The 18,102-nt window shown below is 37.9% G+C and carries 12 protein-coding genes; 7 read left to right on the top strand and 5 right to left on the bottom strand.

Annotation, left to right across the window (positions count from 1 at the left end; translation table 11 throughout):
• The first annotated feature begins 7 nt into the window (after positions 1 to 7).
• The 3 genes from betA to ATS72_RS15765 all read left to right on the top strand — a co-directional run bounded on the left by betA (position 8) and on the right by ATS72_RS15765 (position 3,749).
• Complete coding sequence (gene betA, locus ATS72_RS15775; RefSeq protein ID WP_058429204.1) at positions 8 to 1,675, top strand: choline dehydrogenase; 1,668 nt, start codon at positions 8 to 10, stop codon at positions 1,673 to 1,675.
• 145 nt (positions 1,676 to 1,820) lie between these two features.
• Positions 1,821 to 3,038: a BCCT family transporter gene (locus ATS72_RS15770; protein ID WP_058429203.1), complete on the top strand. Its 1,218-nt coding sequence runs from the start codon at positions 1,821 to 1,823 to the stop codon at positions 3,036 to 3,038.
• Between the two features lie 9 nt (positions 3,039 to 3,047).
• The gene (locus ATS72_RS15765; RefSeq protein WP_039037422.1) at positions 3,048 to 3,749 is read left to right on the top strand and encodes a TorF family putative porin; all 702 of its coding nucleotides are present in this window, start codon (positions 3,048 to 3,050) and stop codon (positions 3,747 to 3,749) included.
• A 75-nt stretch (positions 3,750 to 3,824) separates the two neighbouring features.
• Here ATS72_RS15765 and ATS72_RS15760 read toward each other — a convergent pair whose 3' ends face one another.
• The 4 genes from ATS72_RS15760 to fdxA all read right to left on the bottom strand — a co-directional run bounded on the left by ATS72_RS15760 (position 3,825) and on the right by fdxA (position 10,716).
• Complete coding sequence (locus tag ATS72_RS15760; protein WP_058429202.1) at positions 3,825 to 5,747, bottom strand: putative bifunctional diguanylate cyclase/phosphodiesterase; 1,923 nt, start codon at positions 5,745 to 5,747, stop codon at positions 3,825 to 3,827.
• Between the two features lie 93 nt (positions 5,748 to 5,840).
• Positions 5,841 to 7,751, bottom strand: a complete 1,911-nt coding sequence (locus tag ATS72_RS15755; protein ID WP_058429201.1) for a putative bifunctional diguanylate cyclase/phosphodiesterase — start codon at positions 7,749 to 7,751, stop codon at positions 5,841 to 5,843.
• Positions 7,752 to 8,002: 251 nt separating this feature from the next.
• Entirely contained in the window at positions 8,003 to 10,246 is a 2,244-nt protein-coding gene (locus tag ATS72_RS15750) for a carbohydrate binding family 9 domain-containing protein (protein ID WP_058429200.1), read from the bottom strand.
• Positions 10,247 to 10,392: 146 nt separating this feature from the next.
• On the bottom strand, positions 10,393 to 10,716 hold the full coding sequence (fdxA, locus tag ATS72_RS15745) for a ferredoxin FdxA (RefSeq protein ID WP_006791755.1): 324 nt from the start codon (positions 10,714 to 10,716) through the stop codon (positions 10,393 to 10,395).
• Positions 10,717 to 10,908: 192 nt separating this feature from the next.
• On the opposite strand from fdxA, the gene ATS72_RS15740 reads away from it, so the two are divergent.
• Complete coding sequence (locus ATS72_RS15740) at positions 10,909 to 12,516, top strand: NAD(P)/FAD-dependent oxidoreductase (RefSeq protein ID WP_058429199.1); 1,608 nt, start codon at positions 10,909 to 10,911, stop codon at positions 12,514 to 12,516.
• Positions 12,517 to 12,605: 89 nt separating this feature from the next.
• Positions 12,606 to 14,102 carry an amidase family protein gene (locus ATS72_RS15735; protein WP_058429418.1) on the top strand — a complete coding sequence of 499 codons (1,497 nt, stop codon included), beginning with the start codon at positions 12,606 to 12,608 and terminating at the stop codon, positions 14,100 to 14,102.
• Between the two features lie 33 nt (positions 14,103 to 14,135).
• Here the strand turns inward: ATS72_RS15735 and ATS72_RS15730 are convergent, their stop codons facing one another.
• Positions 14,136 to 15,437, bottom strand: coding sequence for a DEAD/DEAH box helicase (locus ATS72_RS15730; protein WP_006791752.1), 1,302 nt, complete (start codon positions 15,435 to 15,437; stop codon positions 14,136 to 14,138).
• A 299-nt stretch (positions 15,438 to 15,736) separates the two neighbouring features.
• Here ATS72_RS15730 and ATS72_RS15725 point away from each other — a divergent pair, with 299 nt between their 5' ends.
• Together ATS72_RS15725 and ATS72_RS15720 are read left to right on the top strand one after the other, a co-directional pair.
• Positions 15,737 to 16,198, top strand: coding sequence for a DUF3015 family protein (locus tag ATS72_RS15725; protein WP_008127917.1), 462 nt, complete (start codon positions 15,737 to 15,739; stop codon positions 16,196 to 16,198).
• 59 nt (positions 16,199 to 16,257) lie between these two features.
• Positions 16,258 to 18,078 (top strand): Lnb N-terminal periplasmic domain-containing protein, encoded by a 1,821-nt coding sequence (locus ATS72_RS15720; RefSeq protein WP_058429198.1) that lies wholly within the window; start codon positions 16,258 to 16,260, stop codon positions 18,076 to 18,078.
• The last annotated feature ends 24 nt before the right edge of the window (positions 18,079 to 18,102 follow it).

Raw genomic sequence — 18,102 nt, 5'->3', positions numbered from 1 at the left:
CCCTTTTATGAGTAATCATTACGACTATATTATTGTTGGTGCGGGATCTGCGGGTTGTGTTTTAGCTAACCGATTATCTGAAGATTCAAGCAACAAAGTGTTACTACTAGAAACCGGTGGCAGTGATAAAAGTATTTTTATTAAAATGCCAACGGCGTTGTCTATTCCTATGAATACTGACAAGTATGCTTGGCAATTTCATACTCAGCCAGAGCCGTACTTAGATAACCGTGAAATGCATTGCCCTCGTGGTAAGGTACTCGGTGGCTCGTCATCGATTAATGGCATGGTGTATGTACGCGGCCACGCAAAAGATTTTGATGAGTGGCAACAGCATGGTGCTAATGGTTGGGACTACCAATCGTGTTTACCGTATTTTCAAAAAGCGGAAAGCTTTTACCTTGGTGAAAACGCATATCGAGGTGGCAATGGCCCACTTGGCGTTAATAACGGTAACGAAATGCAAAACCCGTTGTACACCACGTTTATAAAAGCAGGTGTAGAAGCCGGTTACGCTAGTACAGACGATTATAACGCGTCACAGCAAGAAGGCTTTGGCCCAATGCACATGACCGTTAAAAACGGTGTACGCAGCTCGGCTTCTCGTGAATATTTAGACCCTGTAAAATCACGTAGTAATTTAACAGTCATTACTGGCGCACTTGCTCAAAAAGTTATTCTAGACGGTAAAAAAGCCACAGGCATTGAGTACAAGGTAAACGGTAATGTTCAAACAGCACATGCAGCAAAAGAGGTTGTTTTAAGTGCAGGCCCTATTGGCTCTCCGCATATATTACAGCTATCTGGTATTGGCGATAAAGACATCCTTGAAAAAGCAGGCGTTGAAGTTAAACACCACTTACCGGGTGTGGGTCAAAATTTACAAGACCATCTTGAATTTTACTTTCAATACAAATGTAAGCAGCCAATTACACTAAACGGAAAATTGGGTCTTATTTCCAAGGGCTTGATCGGCGCTAAATGGTTACTTACTCGAAAAGGTTTAGGCGCTACTAACCACTTTGAGTCATGTGCATTTATCCGCTCAAAGCCTGGAGTTGAATGGCCTGATATTCAGTATCACTTTTTACCAGCGGCTATGCGATACGATGGGCGTAGTGCATTTGCAGGTCATGGTTTTCAAGTTCACGTAGGTCATAACAAACCAAAAAGCCGTGGCAGCGTTACTATTCAATCAGCTAACCCTGAGCAACCGCCACAAATTTTGTTTAATTACTTGCAGCACAAAGACGACATTGAAGGCTTTAGAGCCTGTGTGCGTTTAACTCGCGACATTATTGAGCAAAGTGCCTTTGATGATTACCGTGATGAAGAAATTCAACCAGGTAAACATATTCAAACCGACGAAGAAATAGATGCCTTTGTACGCCAAGCCGTAGAGAGTGCTTACCACCCTTCTTGCTCATGCAAAATGGGTGAAGACGACATGGCCGTAGTTAATTCAAATACCCAAGTACATGGTATTGAAGGCTTACGTGTTGTTGACTCTTCTATTTTTCCAACGGTTCCTAACGGAAACCTTAATGCACCTACGATTATGGTTGCAGAAAAAGCGGCTGACATCATTTTAGGAAATGTTGCATTACAAAAAGCAAATGCTGATGTTGCTATGACTCAAAATTGGCAAGAAACACAGCGTGAAGCAAAAATTTAATCAGCTACTTATAGGGTTAGCCTCGTCAGACTAACCCTATAAGCCTTGCAGTGGCGAACAACATAAATTGGTTATGTTGTAATAATGCAAGATTGAACAATAAAAAACGGAGTGCTTATGAATAACTCACTATTGGAGGGTAGCAATGACCATTTGGCTTAATGCTGGTATTATTTTTACCCTACTTGCAATTACAATCATTTTATTAAAATGGGGTAATGTACGTGTTGTTGGTGTTACACCAGTTAAAACACTTACTTTTATAGCAATACTCTTTACCTCAGGCCTTGATGTTGGCCTTATAATGTTTCCTTTAACTGAGTTTGCAGGTTATGCAGACATAAAAGCAAGCCCAGAATACGCGTTTGCAAATCCACTGGCCATTGAGTTTGGTTACTGGGGATTTTTGATCTGGGGATTTTACTTTCTTACGTGCTTTTATTTCTGTGTAATAGAACCTAAAGTTAAATTTTTCGAAATCCCTTGGGTTAAATTTATCAATAATGTAGTAATTATTGGTACGTGTGCTTTTACCGCATACCTTTTACTTTCAAACCTTCCGTGGTATTTACCTGAAATTGGTGATGGTTCAAGTGTTGTTTCTGAGTTTTACTTAATTGTATTTGCAGCAATTTGTTTTGCGGTATATTCAAGTACAGATATTAAGTACGTACGATTTTTAAGTATTTCTACAACTTGGTTATTCATAGCACTAATTGGGTTTATGTGGGCTGGTGCCTTTGTAATGGGTGACAGTCAAATGTCAGCATTCACAGATAACTTAGCCTCTATCGGCACATACTTTGCCAACATAAATGAATTTGTTTTACCGCTTAACGATTACCATGAGTTTTACCTATTTTGGTGGTTTGCTTGGAGTATTATGATTGGACAGTTTACTTCTCGTTTTGTTGGCGGGTTAAAAACTTACCAAGTACTTGGCGCTATGTTGATTTTCCCTTCAATACCAATCGCAATTTGGTTCAGTGTACTTTACCACTATCATGAAGCGGGTATTCCAACGCAAGGCATTAAAAACTTTGCCATGGTATTTGTAGGTATTGTGTTTGTAATTAATTCACTTGATTCGTTAGTGCGTTTATATACAGATAATTTAAATATCACTGTAAAACGCTTTGGTAAAGCGAAGTATATGATTGGAAACATACTTGCGCTTTCATTATTAACACTTTTGTTCAAGCTAGAGTTTTTACAAATACAGTGGGTCGGCGCATTAGTGATTGCCTTGTTTTTCCTATGTGCTGGCTTTATTGGCTATAGCAAATTTAAAACCGTTAATAGTATTGATAGCTCACCAAAAGCAAACAAGATTGACTACACTAAAATTGAGACACAAAGTTAGGGATTTATAATGAACAACAAACTAAAACAACTTGCAGTAGCATTGCCACTAGCACTTTTATCAACAACGGCAGCTGCAGACTGGTCAACAACTATTACAGCAGCATCAGATTACACTTTTAATGGCGTTAGCCAAACAGATAACGACCCTGCCTTACAAGCAAGTTTAGATTATGCTTTTGATAATGGCGTGTATGCCGGTGTATGGGCGTCAAACGTTGACTTTGGTGACGATACTGATTTTGAACTAGATGGCTATGTTGGTCGATATGTACAATTAAACGACAAGTTTAGCGTTGACTACGGTATTGCATACTATACATACCAAGGTAATAACAGTGATGGAAATTACCCAGAGGTTTATACTAAATTTGGTTACGCAAGTGACTACGGCCAAACAGAGCTTAACTTTTGGTACAGCTGGGATTATTTTGGAACAAGTGCGGGCCATGTAGTTTCAATGATTGCTCATACTTATGAACTTGCACCAAATCATGCAATACGTGCAAGTTTTGATATCTCTAATTCACTTGACGGTGAAAAATGGGCTTGGGATGTAAACCAAAAGAAATCGTATAATCACTACCGTCTTGCTTATCAAACAAGTTACGAAGGTTTTGGTATTGAAGTAGCAGCTGAAAATACTAGCCTTGACTACGATTACGCCGATGAGCGCATCGTGTTAGCAATTTCAAGAACATTTGATTTATAAAGATTAATTAATTTTAACTCTGTACATAAAGTTAGCGAACCACAACCCAGGTTCGTTAAACTGAAAAAAGCCTCTTTATGAGGCTTTTTTATTGTTTAAATATTCAATTAATGCGCTTGAGGTCAGCGGTCTTGAAAAGTAATACCCTTGCAAATGCGTTACGCCAAGTTGAGTAAGCTTTTTGCACTGCAAAGGTGTTTCAACCCCTTCAGCAATAACATTAAAATTAAACGAACTTGCCATTTGCACTACTGCGTTAACAATGCTTAAGCCTCTTTCATCCTCATCTTGAACAAAACTTTTATCTACTTTTACAATATCTACACCAACATCAAGCATACTTGATAAAGAAGAGTAACCGGTTCCAAAATCATCTATTGAAATTCTAACACCCAACTCTTGTAATGATTTAACCACATACAAAAATGTATGCTTATCGTTTGCAAATACAGATTCAGTTACTTCTAAATGAAGCTTATGAGCAGGAAAATTTAAATCCGCCAAAATGCTTTTAACCTTACTGGCAAACTCTATCTCCTTAAGCTGCATTACAGATACATTAATACTGACTGATAAATCTGGAGTTAATTTTTGAAAAGTAAGTGCTTGTTGGCATGCCGTTTCGAGTACCCAAAAACCTATTTTTGAAATTAACCCATACTGCTCAGCAATAGGTATAAACTCGTCAGGAGGAATGTTTTCTCCTTTCAATTGCCAACGTATAAGCGCCTCAATCGCATAAATATCATGTGTTTTAGAGTCAATAATGGGCTGGTATACTAACGAAAAACAATTGTTGATGAGCGCTGATAAAAGCTCTTCGCTAAGTAGGCGCTTTCTTTCTAATTCTGAACGAAGCGACTCGCTAAAAAAACTTATTTGCCCACGATTCATTCTCTTTTGATGATACATTGCCATATCGGCATTTAAAATTAAGGCATCCAGATCTCTACCATGCTCTGGGTAAAGTGCAATACCTATGGTTGCCCCTACCCGTGCACCGTGCTCTGTTTCTGGATGATCCTGCGTAATTGCATCAATAATTTCTTTAGCAAAATCGTATGTATTTTCTTTGCATACAAAATCACTTAAAATTAAAAACTCATCGCCACCCCAGCGGCACTTTTGCTGATTATGAGCACACACGTCAGAAATACGTTTCGCTGTTCTTCTTAAAACATTATCGCCTACCTTGTGACCCATCACGTCATTTATATTCTTAAACCCATCTAGGTCTATAAAAAATAGCGCAAAAGGTGGGTCTGGATAATGCTTAATTCTCTTTTTTGCATCATTTAAAAATGCATTTCGATTTAATAATTGAGTTAGCGAATCAGAGTTTGATAAATGCATTATTTCTTTAGTACGCGCGTCAACTCTTAGCTCCATTCTTTCTAGCAAATCGCTGTTTTGATTTTTTAAATGTATTGCCTGTTGTGTAAATGCAGATGCTTTATTTAGAGTTAACAAGGTAATTGAGCCATAGCCAATACCCAAAAAGCCGAGTACATTTTCGTAATAGTCTTCAGACATTATTAGCACTAAAGCGTAGGGAAATAACAGAATAAAAGCATAAGCAAAACAGGTCAGCTTATGTGCTGACAAAACATTGGCAGAGCCACCACCAAGAGCGGATAATATAATTATGATACTTGTGGCTTCTAGGGGGGCAAAAGAAGTGTGAAAATACAAGGCATAACTGCACCATATAATGGCAGTTATAATAACCCCTGTTGAAAACTTTAGTAGGTCTAATTGGGTAGCCGTTTTGTTTGTTTTTAAAAATAGACGAATATCTAAAAAACGGATCCCCAAAGCAAGCAGCATAATAAGCCACCAAACTAGCTTGTCGTTATAGCTTAACAATCCGCCTTTATTAAAACTAAAAGCAATACATGCGCTGGCAAATAAAGAGACGAGTAAACCTGAATAAGCGTTCTCGTAAAGCAATCTAACGGTATCATTAAGGTTTTCTTTGATTAGGGAGCTTCGATGCATATTATCTAAGCCTTTACATTCGTTTTTATTATTAGTTTAACTAAAGCTATGCCTTAATTAAAAAATTGTCCAGTAAACGCCCTAGCAACACATTTATTTAGAAATTTCCCAGGCGCTAGAGCCAGATGCAGATAAATTAGCGTTATTATTACGTAACACTTTATTTCCTACATTAATTGACGACTCAGGTCGACTGACTAAATAACCTTGAACTGAGCTCACACCTAATTTTTTCACAAGCTCAAACTGGGCGATTTCTTCAACGCCTTCTGCGACAATTTTAAGCCCCAATCTTTGCCCAAGCTCACTAATTGTATTGAGTATGTCGTTATATTTTTTGCTTTTGTTAGCTTGTGTAATAAACGAGCGATCTATTTTTATAACATCGATGGGTAAATCTGCTAGCGTACTTAAAGAGCTAAACCCGGTACCAAAATCGTCTATAGCAATAGTTACACCGTCTTCTCTTAGCTTGCTCAACTCATCAATAATTCTAGAGCTCGCCTGAATAAAGGTAGACTCTGTTACTTCTAGCATTAAAGACGTTGCCGGTAACCCCGTACTTTTGAGGATTTTTGTGATCCAATCGTATATATCACGATGTTTTAACTGAATACCGGAAATATTCACTGATATTTTTACTTTACGCATACCCGCATTGTGCCAAGCAGCCATTTGTCTGCATGACTCAAGCATAATCCAATCACCTAACTCTAATATTAAATTTGATTCTTCAGCAATAGGAATAAATTCAGCGGGAGAGATCATACCTTCAACGGGGTGATTCCATCGAGTGAGCGCTTCAAAATAGTCAATCATGCAATCTTCTACGTGCACAATTGGCTGAAAAGACAAATAAAAGTCTTTGCATGCAATGGCTAAACGCAGCTCTTCAAGTAAGTAATGATAGCGACGCATTTTATTACCCATTTCTGGAGAATAAACTTTAAAAATACCTTTACCATCACTTTTAGCACGATACATTGCTACATCAGCTAGTTGTAATAGTGCTTGTGGTGTAGATGCGCTTTCTGGATAAGTAGCAATACCAATGCTTGCGCTAATTTTTACAATCTTATTGCCAAGCACAAAGTCTTTTTCAAGCTCACTAAGTACTTGCTTGGCTATGTCGACTACTTTGTCACTTTCGTCCAACGATTCAATAAATATAGAGAATTCATCACCGCCTAAACGCGATAAATTTTGTTCTAACTGGTTTGCAGAATTGATATTACTCAACTTATGGTGACGCAACACATTAGCTAATCGCGTGGCAACTTGCACCAATATTTCGTCGCCAAAACTATGACCAAATGAATCATTTACTTGCTTAAACCCATCTAAATCTATAAACAACAATGCACAATTGAGTTCTTTTTGACCGGTTTGATTTATGTGCCTACCAATATGCTCTATGTAGGCATGTCTATCGATGAGTTGTGTTAATTTATCTTGGCATATACTTGTTTGTGTTTGTTTCACATAATTCACTACATGCATATTTAAGGTCGTGATAGATTTGCTTAAATTACTAATACCATTAGGGTTTTGAGCAGGTTCAATATCTAAGTTAAACGACTCTAAAAGTTTATTAGCCTGCTGATTAAGTTGGCTTAGCTTATGTTTGTGATTTTGTTTCCTGCTTTGTTTTTTTATGTAGACAGCAAGCACAAGTATACAAGAGAAGAAAATAATAATGTTTTTAGGCGACGTTAACACCATCAAGATGAGTGCGTTTGAATCAGCCGCAATAAAATGTTGATCCGTTGTTTTAACAAGAAGTAATGTTTGAGAAGCACTGTCAATTGTATAATGACCGCTTAAAACAGGGTTATACCAAGGAGCAATATCTAAACTGGTGCTGCTTATATCAAATTTTTTAACACTAAAATTAGACTGAAACAGATTGGTACGGCTTATTTGGCTCGTTAATTCAGCATTTAGGTAAAAGCAAAATAACAAAGTGACTAAGGAAATTAATCCAACATGCTTTAATTTGTTCATGAAAAATTCCCTAACAATACTAATCCTTAATAACTAAATGCTCATTATATCCCCTATTTTTGTTTGTAAGCAATTATTAATGACTTGTATGCTATTTTTTGTTCATTTTAATATAGCTAAGTTATTGTTTATTCGTTAAGGCAATTATTTTTAGCGCAAAGTATCCGCAAAGTCAGACCATGTATTTGATAGATTGCTCACAAACAGCTTATGTGTATATTTTGCTTGTGAGCTTAAATCTATCTATGCTTTTAAAGCTGCCATGCGTAACTTACTTTTGTAAAAAAGGTGCGTTGGTCGCGCTCAATATTTTCTAGTGTATCATCCTGATACCCTCTATCTGAGTAACCTAGGTAAAATAACGTTTGTGCGTTAATTTTATACGAATAAACGAGTTGGCTGCCATAGTCTTTATTTGTTTTGCTTACTTGATAAAAATAAGCGTCTTTGTTTCTGTCTATATCTTCAACCTGTAAAATCAGCTTTAACATTGATCGCATATTAAATTTATAATGCAGTCTAAAGTCGACTAAATTAGCTGTGTAAACGCGGTCATCTCGTGGGTTATCTAACTTACTATAACTGTGTCTTATATCCACTTGCCAATGATCGTTTATATCCCAAACTGCTTGCGTTTGTGTATTAAGTACATCGCCAAGCTCTAAATTTGTATAGTCAATACGGCTTGCATATTCTAAGTAAAACGATAAGTTCAAGTCTTTTGTCGGTTTAAGCGAAGTGTAAAGATAACCTATATTCTGATTGTAAAATTCATCGTAATAACTTTCTTTACGATGGATAAAACCAATATTAAATAAAGACTGCTTTTGCCCCTTAAAACTTAAAAAGCCTTCGTATTCTTCCTCAAGCAAGTCACCACTTTGCGACCAGGTTTTATCCCAATCAGCTTCATAAGACCATGAAGTAATTAAATCTAACTCATCTCGATACCACGTTTGACCGCCACCAATTAGCACTTTTTCATAATCAACTTTTGCTTGGTATCCTAAATCGGTGCGATAATCCTCACCAATATTTTCATAAGATGTGTAAAGTTTATAGTCTCGCTTGTCACGCGTTAACTCAATTGCGTATGCCTGATCAGATTGCGTTTTGGATAGTCCATAGTTATCAACCAAAAAGTCAGAATTTTGTGTGTCAGCTGACGAAACCTGATAAAGCAATGTATCTGACTGATTAAACCAATAACTGCCATCAACTGATAGTACCGTATTACGATAATTATCGCTTTGTCGGTGTGTACTTGAAACGCCCAACGTTCCTTGATCACCTAAGTCATATTGATAACGGCCTACTGCTGCCTGTGTTTTTTCATTTAATGAAGCAAAACCAGAGCCTTGATTTGAAGGAAGTAGAATATTACTGTTTTTATCATCAGCTAACATAAGTGCATAGCTATGCCCATCCGTTTTACCGGTTAACTTAGCGCCTAAAGTTGGCTCTGCAATGGTTCGGGTGTATAAAAGCTCAAATAAGCTACTTTTAAAATATGAGGCACCATCTAAAAAGAAAGGTCTTTTTTCTGCATAATAAATTGAGTAGGTTGTATTTACATCAAGCTCTAGAGAATCAGTCTCTACCTGCGAAAAATCAGGATTAATAGTCGCATTTAATACCGCGTCTTTTGTTATTCCCCAGCGTAAATCTAAACCGGCTTCAGTATCTATGTTACCGTTCTCCCAGTCACCGGGGAGTTGCGCTTTATCATCGTGACGAAGCGCTGTAAGCGTTGGGGTAAGTTGTACATTTTTACTTGATTCAATTTCACTTAAGCCCGTTAACTTATCGAACTGGCAAAGGCTACATTTGACATCGCGGTCGAACCCCATGTTAGATATTTGATAGAGCACGTCCCGTGGGTAATTCCTCATTAACAAAAACCCCCACGTTAAGTCTTTTTTATCTTCTGGAAAACGCAATGCTTTAAAAGGAATACGCATTTCAACTACATAACCTTCATCGGTAATTTTTCCGGCACTATCCCAAATTGCATTCCACGACGGATCAGACTGCCAACCATCGGTATCGCTCATGCGTAAATCGCCTTGTGCACCTAACGGATTAACAAAAAACTCATAGCCTGAGCGCTCATCATTAAAGGTGTCTATTACAAGTATGACAGTATCATCTTGCCAAAGGGTATCTCGGTCACGAAGTGAAGCACGTATTTGATCTGGGTCAGGGTCGTAAGCAATAAAACCAACATACAAATTTGTGCCATCTTCGTACATGTAGGCATCGGTTTTTACCGGAGGCGCGCCTCTTTCATTAGGCTCATCTTGAACGAGTAAAGGAACGTAGGTCGCTTTTTGCCACTGCGCTTCATCAAGTACGCCATCAACACTAATATTTTGATTGATTCGTGCTAGCGATACCTGCTCTTTTTCTGCAAATACACAGAAGCTATTAAATAGGAGAAAAAAGGATAAAATTAAAAGCGTGAGTGGTTTTTTTATAGTTATAAAGTACTGCATAAACATCCATTTAGAACAACTTTACCCAATATGAGTAATTTCTAAGCCGGAGTGTAATTTAAGCGAGTACATTTGTTAATACCTTGCAAACAAAATTTCGCTGAATATTAACTAATTAATAATAAAGGGTTATTTTAATTGGACGGTTAGGTGTCGAGTAGCTTTAGCTTATTCTCAACTCCATTCCATGTGTCTGCATCATCTGGGGCAGATTTGACTTGGGTAATGCGCGGCCAAATTAAGGCAAGCTCTGCATTAAGTTCAGTGAACTCTTTTTGAGAGTCGGGTAACTCATCTTCTTGATAAATTGCTTCAGCTGGGCATTCCGGTACGCATAATCCACAATCAATACAATCAATTGGGCTAATTGCTAAAAAATTAGGGCCTTCAAAAAATGCATCGGCAGGACACACTGATACGCAATCGGTGTACTTACATTTTATGCAATTTTCAGTAACTACAAACGCCATAAATTTTTTGTACCATAAAGCTAATTTAATAGTGCGCGATCATACCCTTTCACCTCAAAAATACAATAAATAACTGCCATAATTAGCCAATTTAACGTAATATATGCGCCCTTAATGTAAAGCCAATTCGCGCCCTACACTTTCTTATTGTGAGCGGATATACAACCGCTAAGACACCAAATAGAGATATTAATGATACGTTTAACTGAAATAAAATTGCCACTTGATCATGATGAAAATGCCATTGGCCAAGCCATTATCAACAAACTAAAAATACAACCAGAACAATTACACAGTTATAACGTATTTAAACGTGGCTACGACGCGCGAAAAAAAACAGCCATATTACTCATTTACACCCTTGATATAGAAGTTGATAACGAAGCTGAGCTTTTAGCTGCATTTGCAAAAGATCAACATGTTAAAACAGCGCCCGACACATCCTATAAATTTGTAGCTCAAGCAAATAAAAACATCACAGAGCGCCCCGTTGTTATAGGTTTTGGCCCCTGTGGTTTATTTGCAGGCTTAGTGCTTGCACAAATGGGATTTAATCCAATTATTGTTGAACGTGGTAAAGAAGTACGTGAGCGTACCAAAGATACCTTTGGCTTTTGGCGTAAAAAAGCACTAAACACCGAATCAAATGTGCAGTTTGGTGAAGGCGGCGCGGGTACATTCTCAGATGGCAAATTATATAGCCAAGTAAAAGACCCTAAGCATTATGGCCGTAAAGTTATTACCGAATTTGTTGAAGCAGGCGCACCTGAAGAAATTTTGTATGTAAGTAAGCCTCACATTGGTACGTTTAAACTTGTGACAATGATTGAAAAAATGCGCGCTCGTATTATAGAGTTAGGTGGTGAAATTCGCTTTAGTACCCGTGTAGATGATATTCACTTAGATGACGGTCAAGTAACAGGCTTAACCCTTTCTAACGGTGAACATGTTGAAACACGACACGTTGTTCTTGCCGTTGGGCACAGCGCACGCGATACCTTTAAAATGATTCACGATAAAGGCATTTATGTAGAAGCCAAGCCCTTTTCAGTTGGCTTTAGAATAGAACACAAGCAATCAATGATTGACGAGTGTCGCTTTGGACCAAATGCTGGCAACCCAATTTTAGGCTCTGCCGACTACAAGCTCGTGCATCATTGTAATAACGGACGCACTGTATATAGCTTTTGCATGTGCCCTGGTGGCACTGTCGTTGCGGCAACATCTGAAGAAGGCCGAGTTGTTACCAATGGTATGAGCCAATATTCACGCAGTGAGCGCAATGCAAATAGTGCTATTGTTGTGGGTATTTCACCTGAAAAAGATTTCCCAGGCCATCCTTTAGCGGGTATTGAGCTGCAACGCAAATTAGAGGAGCAAGCTTACAAGCTAGGCGGCGAAAACTATGATGCACCAGCCCAGCTTATCGGCGACTTTTTAAAAGGCAAATCTTCTGCTGATTTAGGCGATGTTAAACCCTCTTACACACCAGGAATTAAGTTAACTGACTTAAGTAACGTATTGCCTGCGTTTGCTATTGAAGCGTTACGTGAGGCTATTCCTGCTTTTAATAAGCAAATACGTGGGTTTTCTACTAATGATGGATTACTAACGGGTGTTGAAACGCGCACGTCATCACCCATTAGTATAAAACGTGATAGAAGCTTTCAGAGCATTAACACCAAAGGACTCTACCCTGCAGGTGAAGGCGCAGGTTACGCTGGCGGTATATTATCAGCGGGTATTGATGGCATTAAAGCTGCCGAAGCTGTTGCGCTTTCAATGCTTGAAAACGCTTAAACGCGCTATTTAGTTAATTATCGTAAAGCCTCACATTGTGGGGCTTTTTTGTGTTAAAAGTAACCAAAAAATTATTTGTGTACTTTTTTATGATAAAAAAATTATTAGGGCTATTAATCTGGGTCGTTGCTTTTAATATTTCAGCTCACGAGTTAAAAACAATAGATGAGATCCACTCGGCGTATAAAAATAATAAAATTACCGCTCAACAACTTACTCAAGGCTATATTAAACGAATTAATCAGCTTAACCCTCAATTTAATGCCGTCATTAACATTGAACCTACAGCTGTTACGCAAGCAAAAAAAATTGATGAACTTAGTGCTCAAGGGCTTTGGGCTGGGCCTCTTCATGGAATACCCGTACTTTTAAAAGATAACATAGAAACCACTGGATCATTACCAACAACAGCTGGCTCTTTAGCTCTTAAAAATAATATAACTAATAACGATGCATTTGTTGTTAAGCAGTTAAGAAATGCGGGCGCTATTATTTTAGGTAAAACCAATTTAAGTGAGTGGGCAAATTTTAGATCGTCTTACTCATCGTCTGGATGGAGTGCAGTTGGCGGGCAAACACACAATGCGCATGATACAACCCGAAATCCCTGTGGTTCGAGCTCAGGATCAGCGGTTGCCATCGCACTTAACTTTGCCCCTGTAGCCCTTGGAACAGAAACCGATGGCTCTATTACCTGCCCCGCTTCTGTAAATGGCGTTTATGCTATAAAACCAAGCATGGGCCAAGTATCGCGCTCTGGTGTAGTGCCACTTTCTAGTAGCCAAGACAGTGTTGGCCCAATGGCACACTCATTAAAAGATGCCCGCCTAGTATTATCTGTGCTACAAGGACGCGATCCGCTTGATACTTCAACACATAGCTTTGAATTGCAAGCACAATATAAAGTTACAAAACCATCATTAGTTATTGGTGCGTTGCCCAGTGATAAGTTTACAGTGGAGACTCAGCGTTTATACAAAAAACAGCTCTCAGCGCTCAAACAGGCAGGTCATACAGTAGCCAATATTGATATATCTGATGATCTAGCTACGCTTTTTGTCGATGAATATTACGTGTTACTTTATGATTTTAAAAATGAAATAAACCAGTATTTAGCAAATACCCCTGACCAAGTGAAGATAAAAAGTTTAAGTGCATTGATTGATTTTAATATACAAAACAAAGCAGCTGAAATGCCCCACTTTGGGCAAGATATTTTAATACAAGCCAATGCTATCGACTTAACACAAACAGACAAATACCAAAAAGCTAAACACCGTTACCGCAAACTGGCCACAGCTGCAATTACTAATTTATACAAAAATAATAATGTGGATGTTGTCATTGCCCCAACAACATCACCTGCATGGAAAACAGACTTAGTAAATGGTGATAACTTTCAAGGCAGTAGTAGTTCTTTATCAGCAATTGCCGGCACAACTCATATTACTCTTCCTGCTGGTCAAGTTAGTGGACTACCTGTTGGGTTATCTATTATTGCAAATAAAAACCAGCCACAGGCAGCTTACACACATGCTCAAATAATCGACGAAGCCTTTATTTCGACCATAAAAAAACCTGAGTAAAAACTCAGGTTTTATTAATTCTTATATGAGTTGTTATTTTTTAAGTGACAACTTTGCACCTTTTAAGCTTTTACGCACATTAGATATACGCGAACGGTTTACCGCGCGAGCTTCGCCCGTTGCTTGCCCTGATAACTTATTAGAACGAGTACGGCGTAAGTGAGCCGGCTTTTTACCTATTTTATCAATAAGCACTTCGCGGTTACTCACTTCATAGCCTTCGAGGTAAACACGCTTAATTTTTTGACCAATTAATGCTTCGATTTCAAATAATGTATTTTCTTCTTCACGGCTTACAAACGATATTGCTTGGCCTTGATTACCAGCACGGCCTGTACGGCCAATACGGTGAACGTAATCTTCAGCAAGCCATGGTAAGTCAATATTAATTACACGCGGTAATCCATCAATATCAATACCACGCGCAGCAACTTCAGTGGCCACTAGCACACGTACCTTACCTTCTTTAAACTCACGTAAAGCACGGCGTCGGTTACCTTGTGACTTATCGCCATGGCAAACGGTTGCAGGAATGCCATCGAGATTTAATTCTTTAACTAGCTCATCCGCTGTGTCTTTCATATTTACAAACACAAGTACTTGCTGCCAGTTCTTTTTACCAATCAGCTCAGAAAGAAGTTCTTGTTTGCGGCGCTCTTCCACTGGGTATACAACGTGCTGTACAGTAGATGCGGTACTATTAGTTTGGTCAACACGCACAATTTCAGGTTGCTTAAGTACCTTAGAAGCAAATTGTTTAATAGCTGCAGGGAATGTAGCCGAAAATAATAAAATTTGACGGTCATCAGCACAGCTTTTAATCACAGTTTGCATATCTGTGATAAAGCCCATATCAAGCATACGGTCGGCTTCATCAAGTACTAGGTGCTTTACATTGGCCAAGCTTAAGTTACCTAGGCGAATGTGATCGAGTAAACGACCCGGAGTTGCGACTACAATATCAACGCCTGCTTTTAATGCGTTTTCTTGGCCTGCGGTATTTACTCCACCAAATAAACTCACTACTTTTAGTGAGGTATGCTTTGCATATTCTTTACAGTTATTGGCTATTTGCTCTGCTAATTCTCGTGTTGGTGCTAAAACCAAAGCAGTAGGTGCATTGGTTGTACTTAAGTCTGACTCAATTAATTTTTGGATAACAGGTAAAGCAAACGCGGCAGTTTTACCGGTACCAGTTTGTGCACTGGCTAAAACGTCTTTACCTTTACGAACAGCTGGAATTGCTGCGCGTTGAATGGGCGTAAGAGTGTGATAGTTGAGTTCGTCTAATGCCTGGATGATTTCAGGTGCGAAACTAAAAGATTTAAAATTCATGCTGTATAACCTACGGCCACATTATCAAGGGTCGCAAATTATACAGTAAAAATGAGCCAAGAGTTAGTTTTAAACAATATTACTATTTAAATATTTTGTTTTATTAAAGTACCTTACCTGTAACCCAGAGTTTCTTTCACAAAGTAGCCGCAATCTCACTTCTCGCAAAAATATTTACCTCATAAAAATTTACAAAATATACTTATTATTAATTTTTTTTAAACGTGTTATTGCTCTACAGCTTTCTTATGTATAGAATTCAAGCCCCATTTAAGGGACATTTAAATAAGGATTTAATAATGATAAAAAGATGTTTAACTGCAGCAGTATTAGCAAGTGCTTTCGTAGTAACCCCAGCGCAAGCAGATGTTAACCCATGGCAACAATGTGGTATCGGTGCAATGGTTTTTCCTGATAATGGTACAGCCGCTGCTATCTCAAACATTATTTGGGATTTAGGAACAACAGCTGTTTCTTCAAATGTTTCATCTGTAGAAAGCTGTAAAGGTGCAAACGTTAAAACTGCACAATTTATTCAACAAACATTCCCAATCTTAGAGCAAGAAATTGCACAAGGTGAAGGCGAGTACATCTCAGCAATGCTTAATGTACGTGGTTGTGACAGCGCAGCTCACACGCAAATGATCTCAACAATACGTAATGATTTTGCTCAAACATCTGTAAACGATGCTCAGGCTCTTTACACACTTGTTGAAAGCAACATTGCTAGCCAGTTCTCAGCTAACTGTTCTGCAATATAATATATAAAAGGGCTAATTTAGCCCTTTTAGCTCTTCTACCCCAAGCCCGTTGGGTATTTATGAAAATTCATTCTTCAATAATTTTTATTTTTTTTATTGCTTCGTTTAATATTCAAGCATCAACAACATTAAAACAATTAGCACAACATCCCACATGGCTAAGTTTAGGCCATTACAAAAAACCAGCGTTTAATGAGAGCTATATTACAAACACGTCATTTTTTATATCTCCACTGGGAGCAACAAGCCCTTTTGAAGAACTAAAAGCGACTGTGCAAAGCTTTAATTCAAATCCATTAACACAATGCAAATACCCAGCAAGATACACGTGGCTACAAAAACAAGGGCTCACATTTACGCAGCCTAAATCCTCCTGTATTGAACTAGAACAATGGCGAGATGAGCAGCCTATACATTCTATAAGCCTAATATTTGCATCGGGTTATATGAGTAACCCCGCATCACTTTATGGGCATTTGTTGTTAAAACTAAATCGGTCATCAGCCAAAAATAATAAACTACTCGATTACAGCATAAACTATGGTGCTCATGTACCGGATAACGAAAATGGACTAGTTTATATAACAAAAGGCTTGTTTGGCGGTTATAAAGCGGGATTTTCAGATCAATTGTTTTACCGCCACCAACATAATTATGGCGAGATAGAACTAAGAGACCTTTGGGAATATAAGTTAGCCTTAAAAAATAACGATACAAGGTTTATTGCTAATCATTTATGGGAAATACTCGGTGCGCAATTCGATTACTATTTTGCTGATGAAAACTGTGCTTTTCATATTGCGCAGCTAATAGAGCTTGTTATAGGAGAGCAGTTAACAAATAACAGTTCGCCTTGGATGATCCCTACAACTGTATTTTCAAAATTAAATCAGGCAACTTATAACAATAAAAAGCTGGTTCAAGACGTACTCTTTACGCCATCTAGGAGTACTGTTTTTATTGAGTACATGAAAAAGCTGACTGCCAACGAATCAAACATTGCAGAGAAAATATACAAAACACCTGATTTTCTTGAGCAAAATGATTTCACCTCACTCAATATAAAAAGTAAAAAGCGAATTATTGAAACATTATTTGAACTAGTCCAATTACAGCAAATAAAAAAACACAATATTGACCATATTAAAAGCTTAAAAAAGGCGCTTATTAAAACGCGTTTAACACTCCCAATTGGTAATGAAGTGCTAGTCTCATCATATACCCAACAAGCGCCTCACAAAGGGCAAAAGCCGTCAAACATTTCTGTTTCTTCAACACGAGTAAATGAACAGCACAACCTAGGGTTAGGATTTAGGCTAAGTTATTTTGATTCCTTAGCGTCAGATGTTGCACGCATTGCGTTTTCTAATTTAGAAATGGTTGATACCGAAGTCTCAATTTTAAACTCTAAGGTGTACCTAGATAAACTACACTTACTGGATCTAGAGTCCTTTTCACCAGCCTACGTTGAATGGCCACAAGAAAATAACTTATCATGGAAAATTAATGCTGGTTTTGAAAGACAGAATACACTTTGCCGAAGCTGCACAAACACGTTTTTAATGGGGGGAATAGGTAAATCTTATCTCACTAACAATAATAAAACCTTAATATTCACGCTTGCTAACGGGTATATTGGAGATCTCGCTGCTACAGACAAGATTTATGATTCATCGTTAGAACTAGGTGTAATAACAACACTATACTCAGATATAAAATTAAGAGCTTCTCACGAACAATTTATTTTAGGAAATGATGAGAAGTCATCAACTCAAGCTGAAATATCAATTCCAATTAATCAAAATTTTGACATTCGTTTCAGTTATAAGCATGCAAACTTAACAAGCTGGAAATTTAAATTAAATTATTACTGGCAATAAAGTAGGCCAAAAGTGAAATCGTCT

The organism is Pseudoalteromonas sp. 13-15 (genome assembly GCF_001468205.2).
Classification (GTDB): Bacteria; Pseudomonadota; Gammaproteobacteria; order Enterobacterales; family Alteromonadaceae; genus Pseudoalteromonas; species Pseudoalteromonas marina.
The sequence above is the reverse complement of the archived record's forward strand: the minus strand, read 5'-3'. Positions and strand labels throughout refer to the sequence as shown.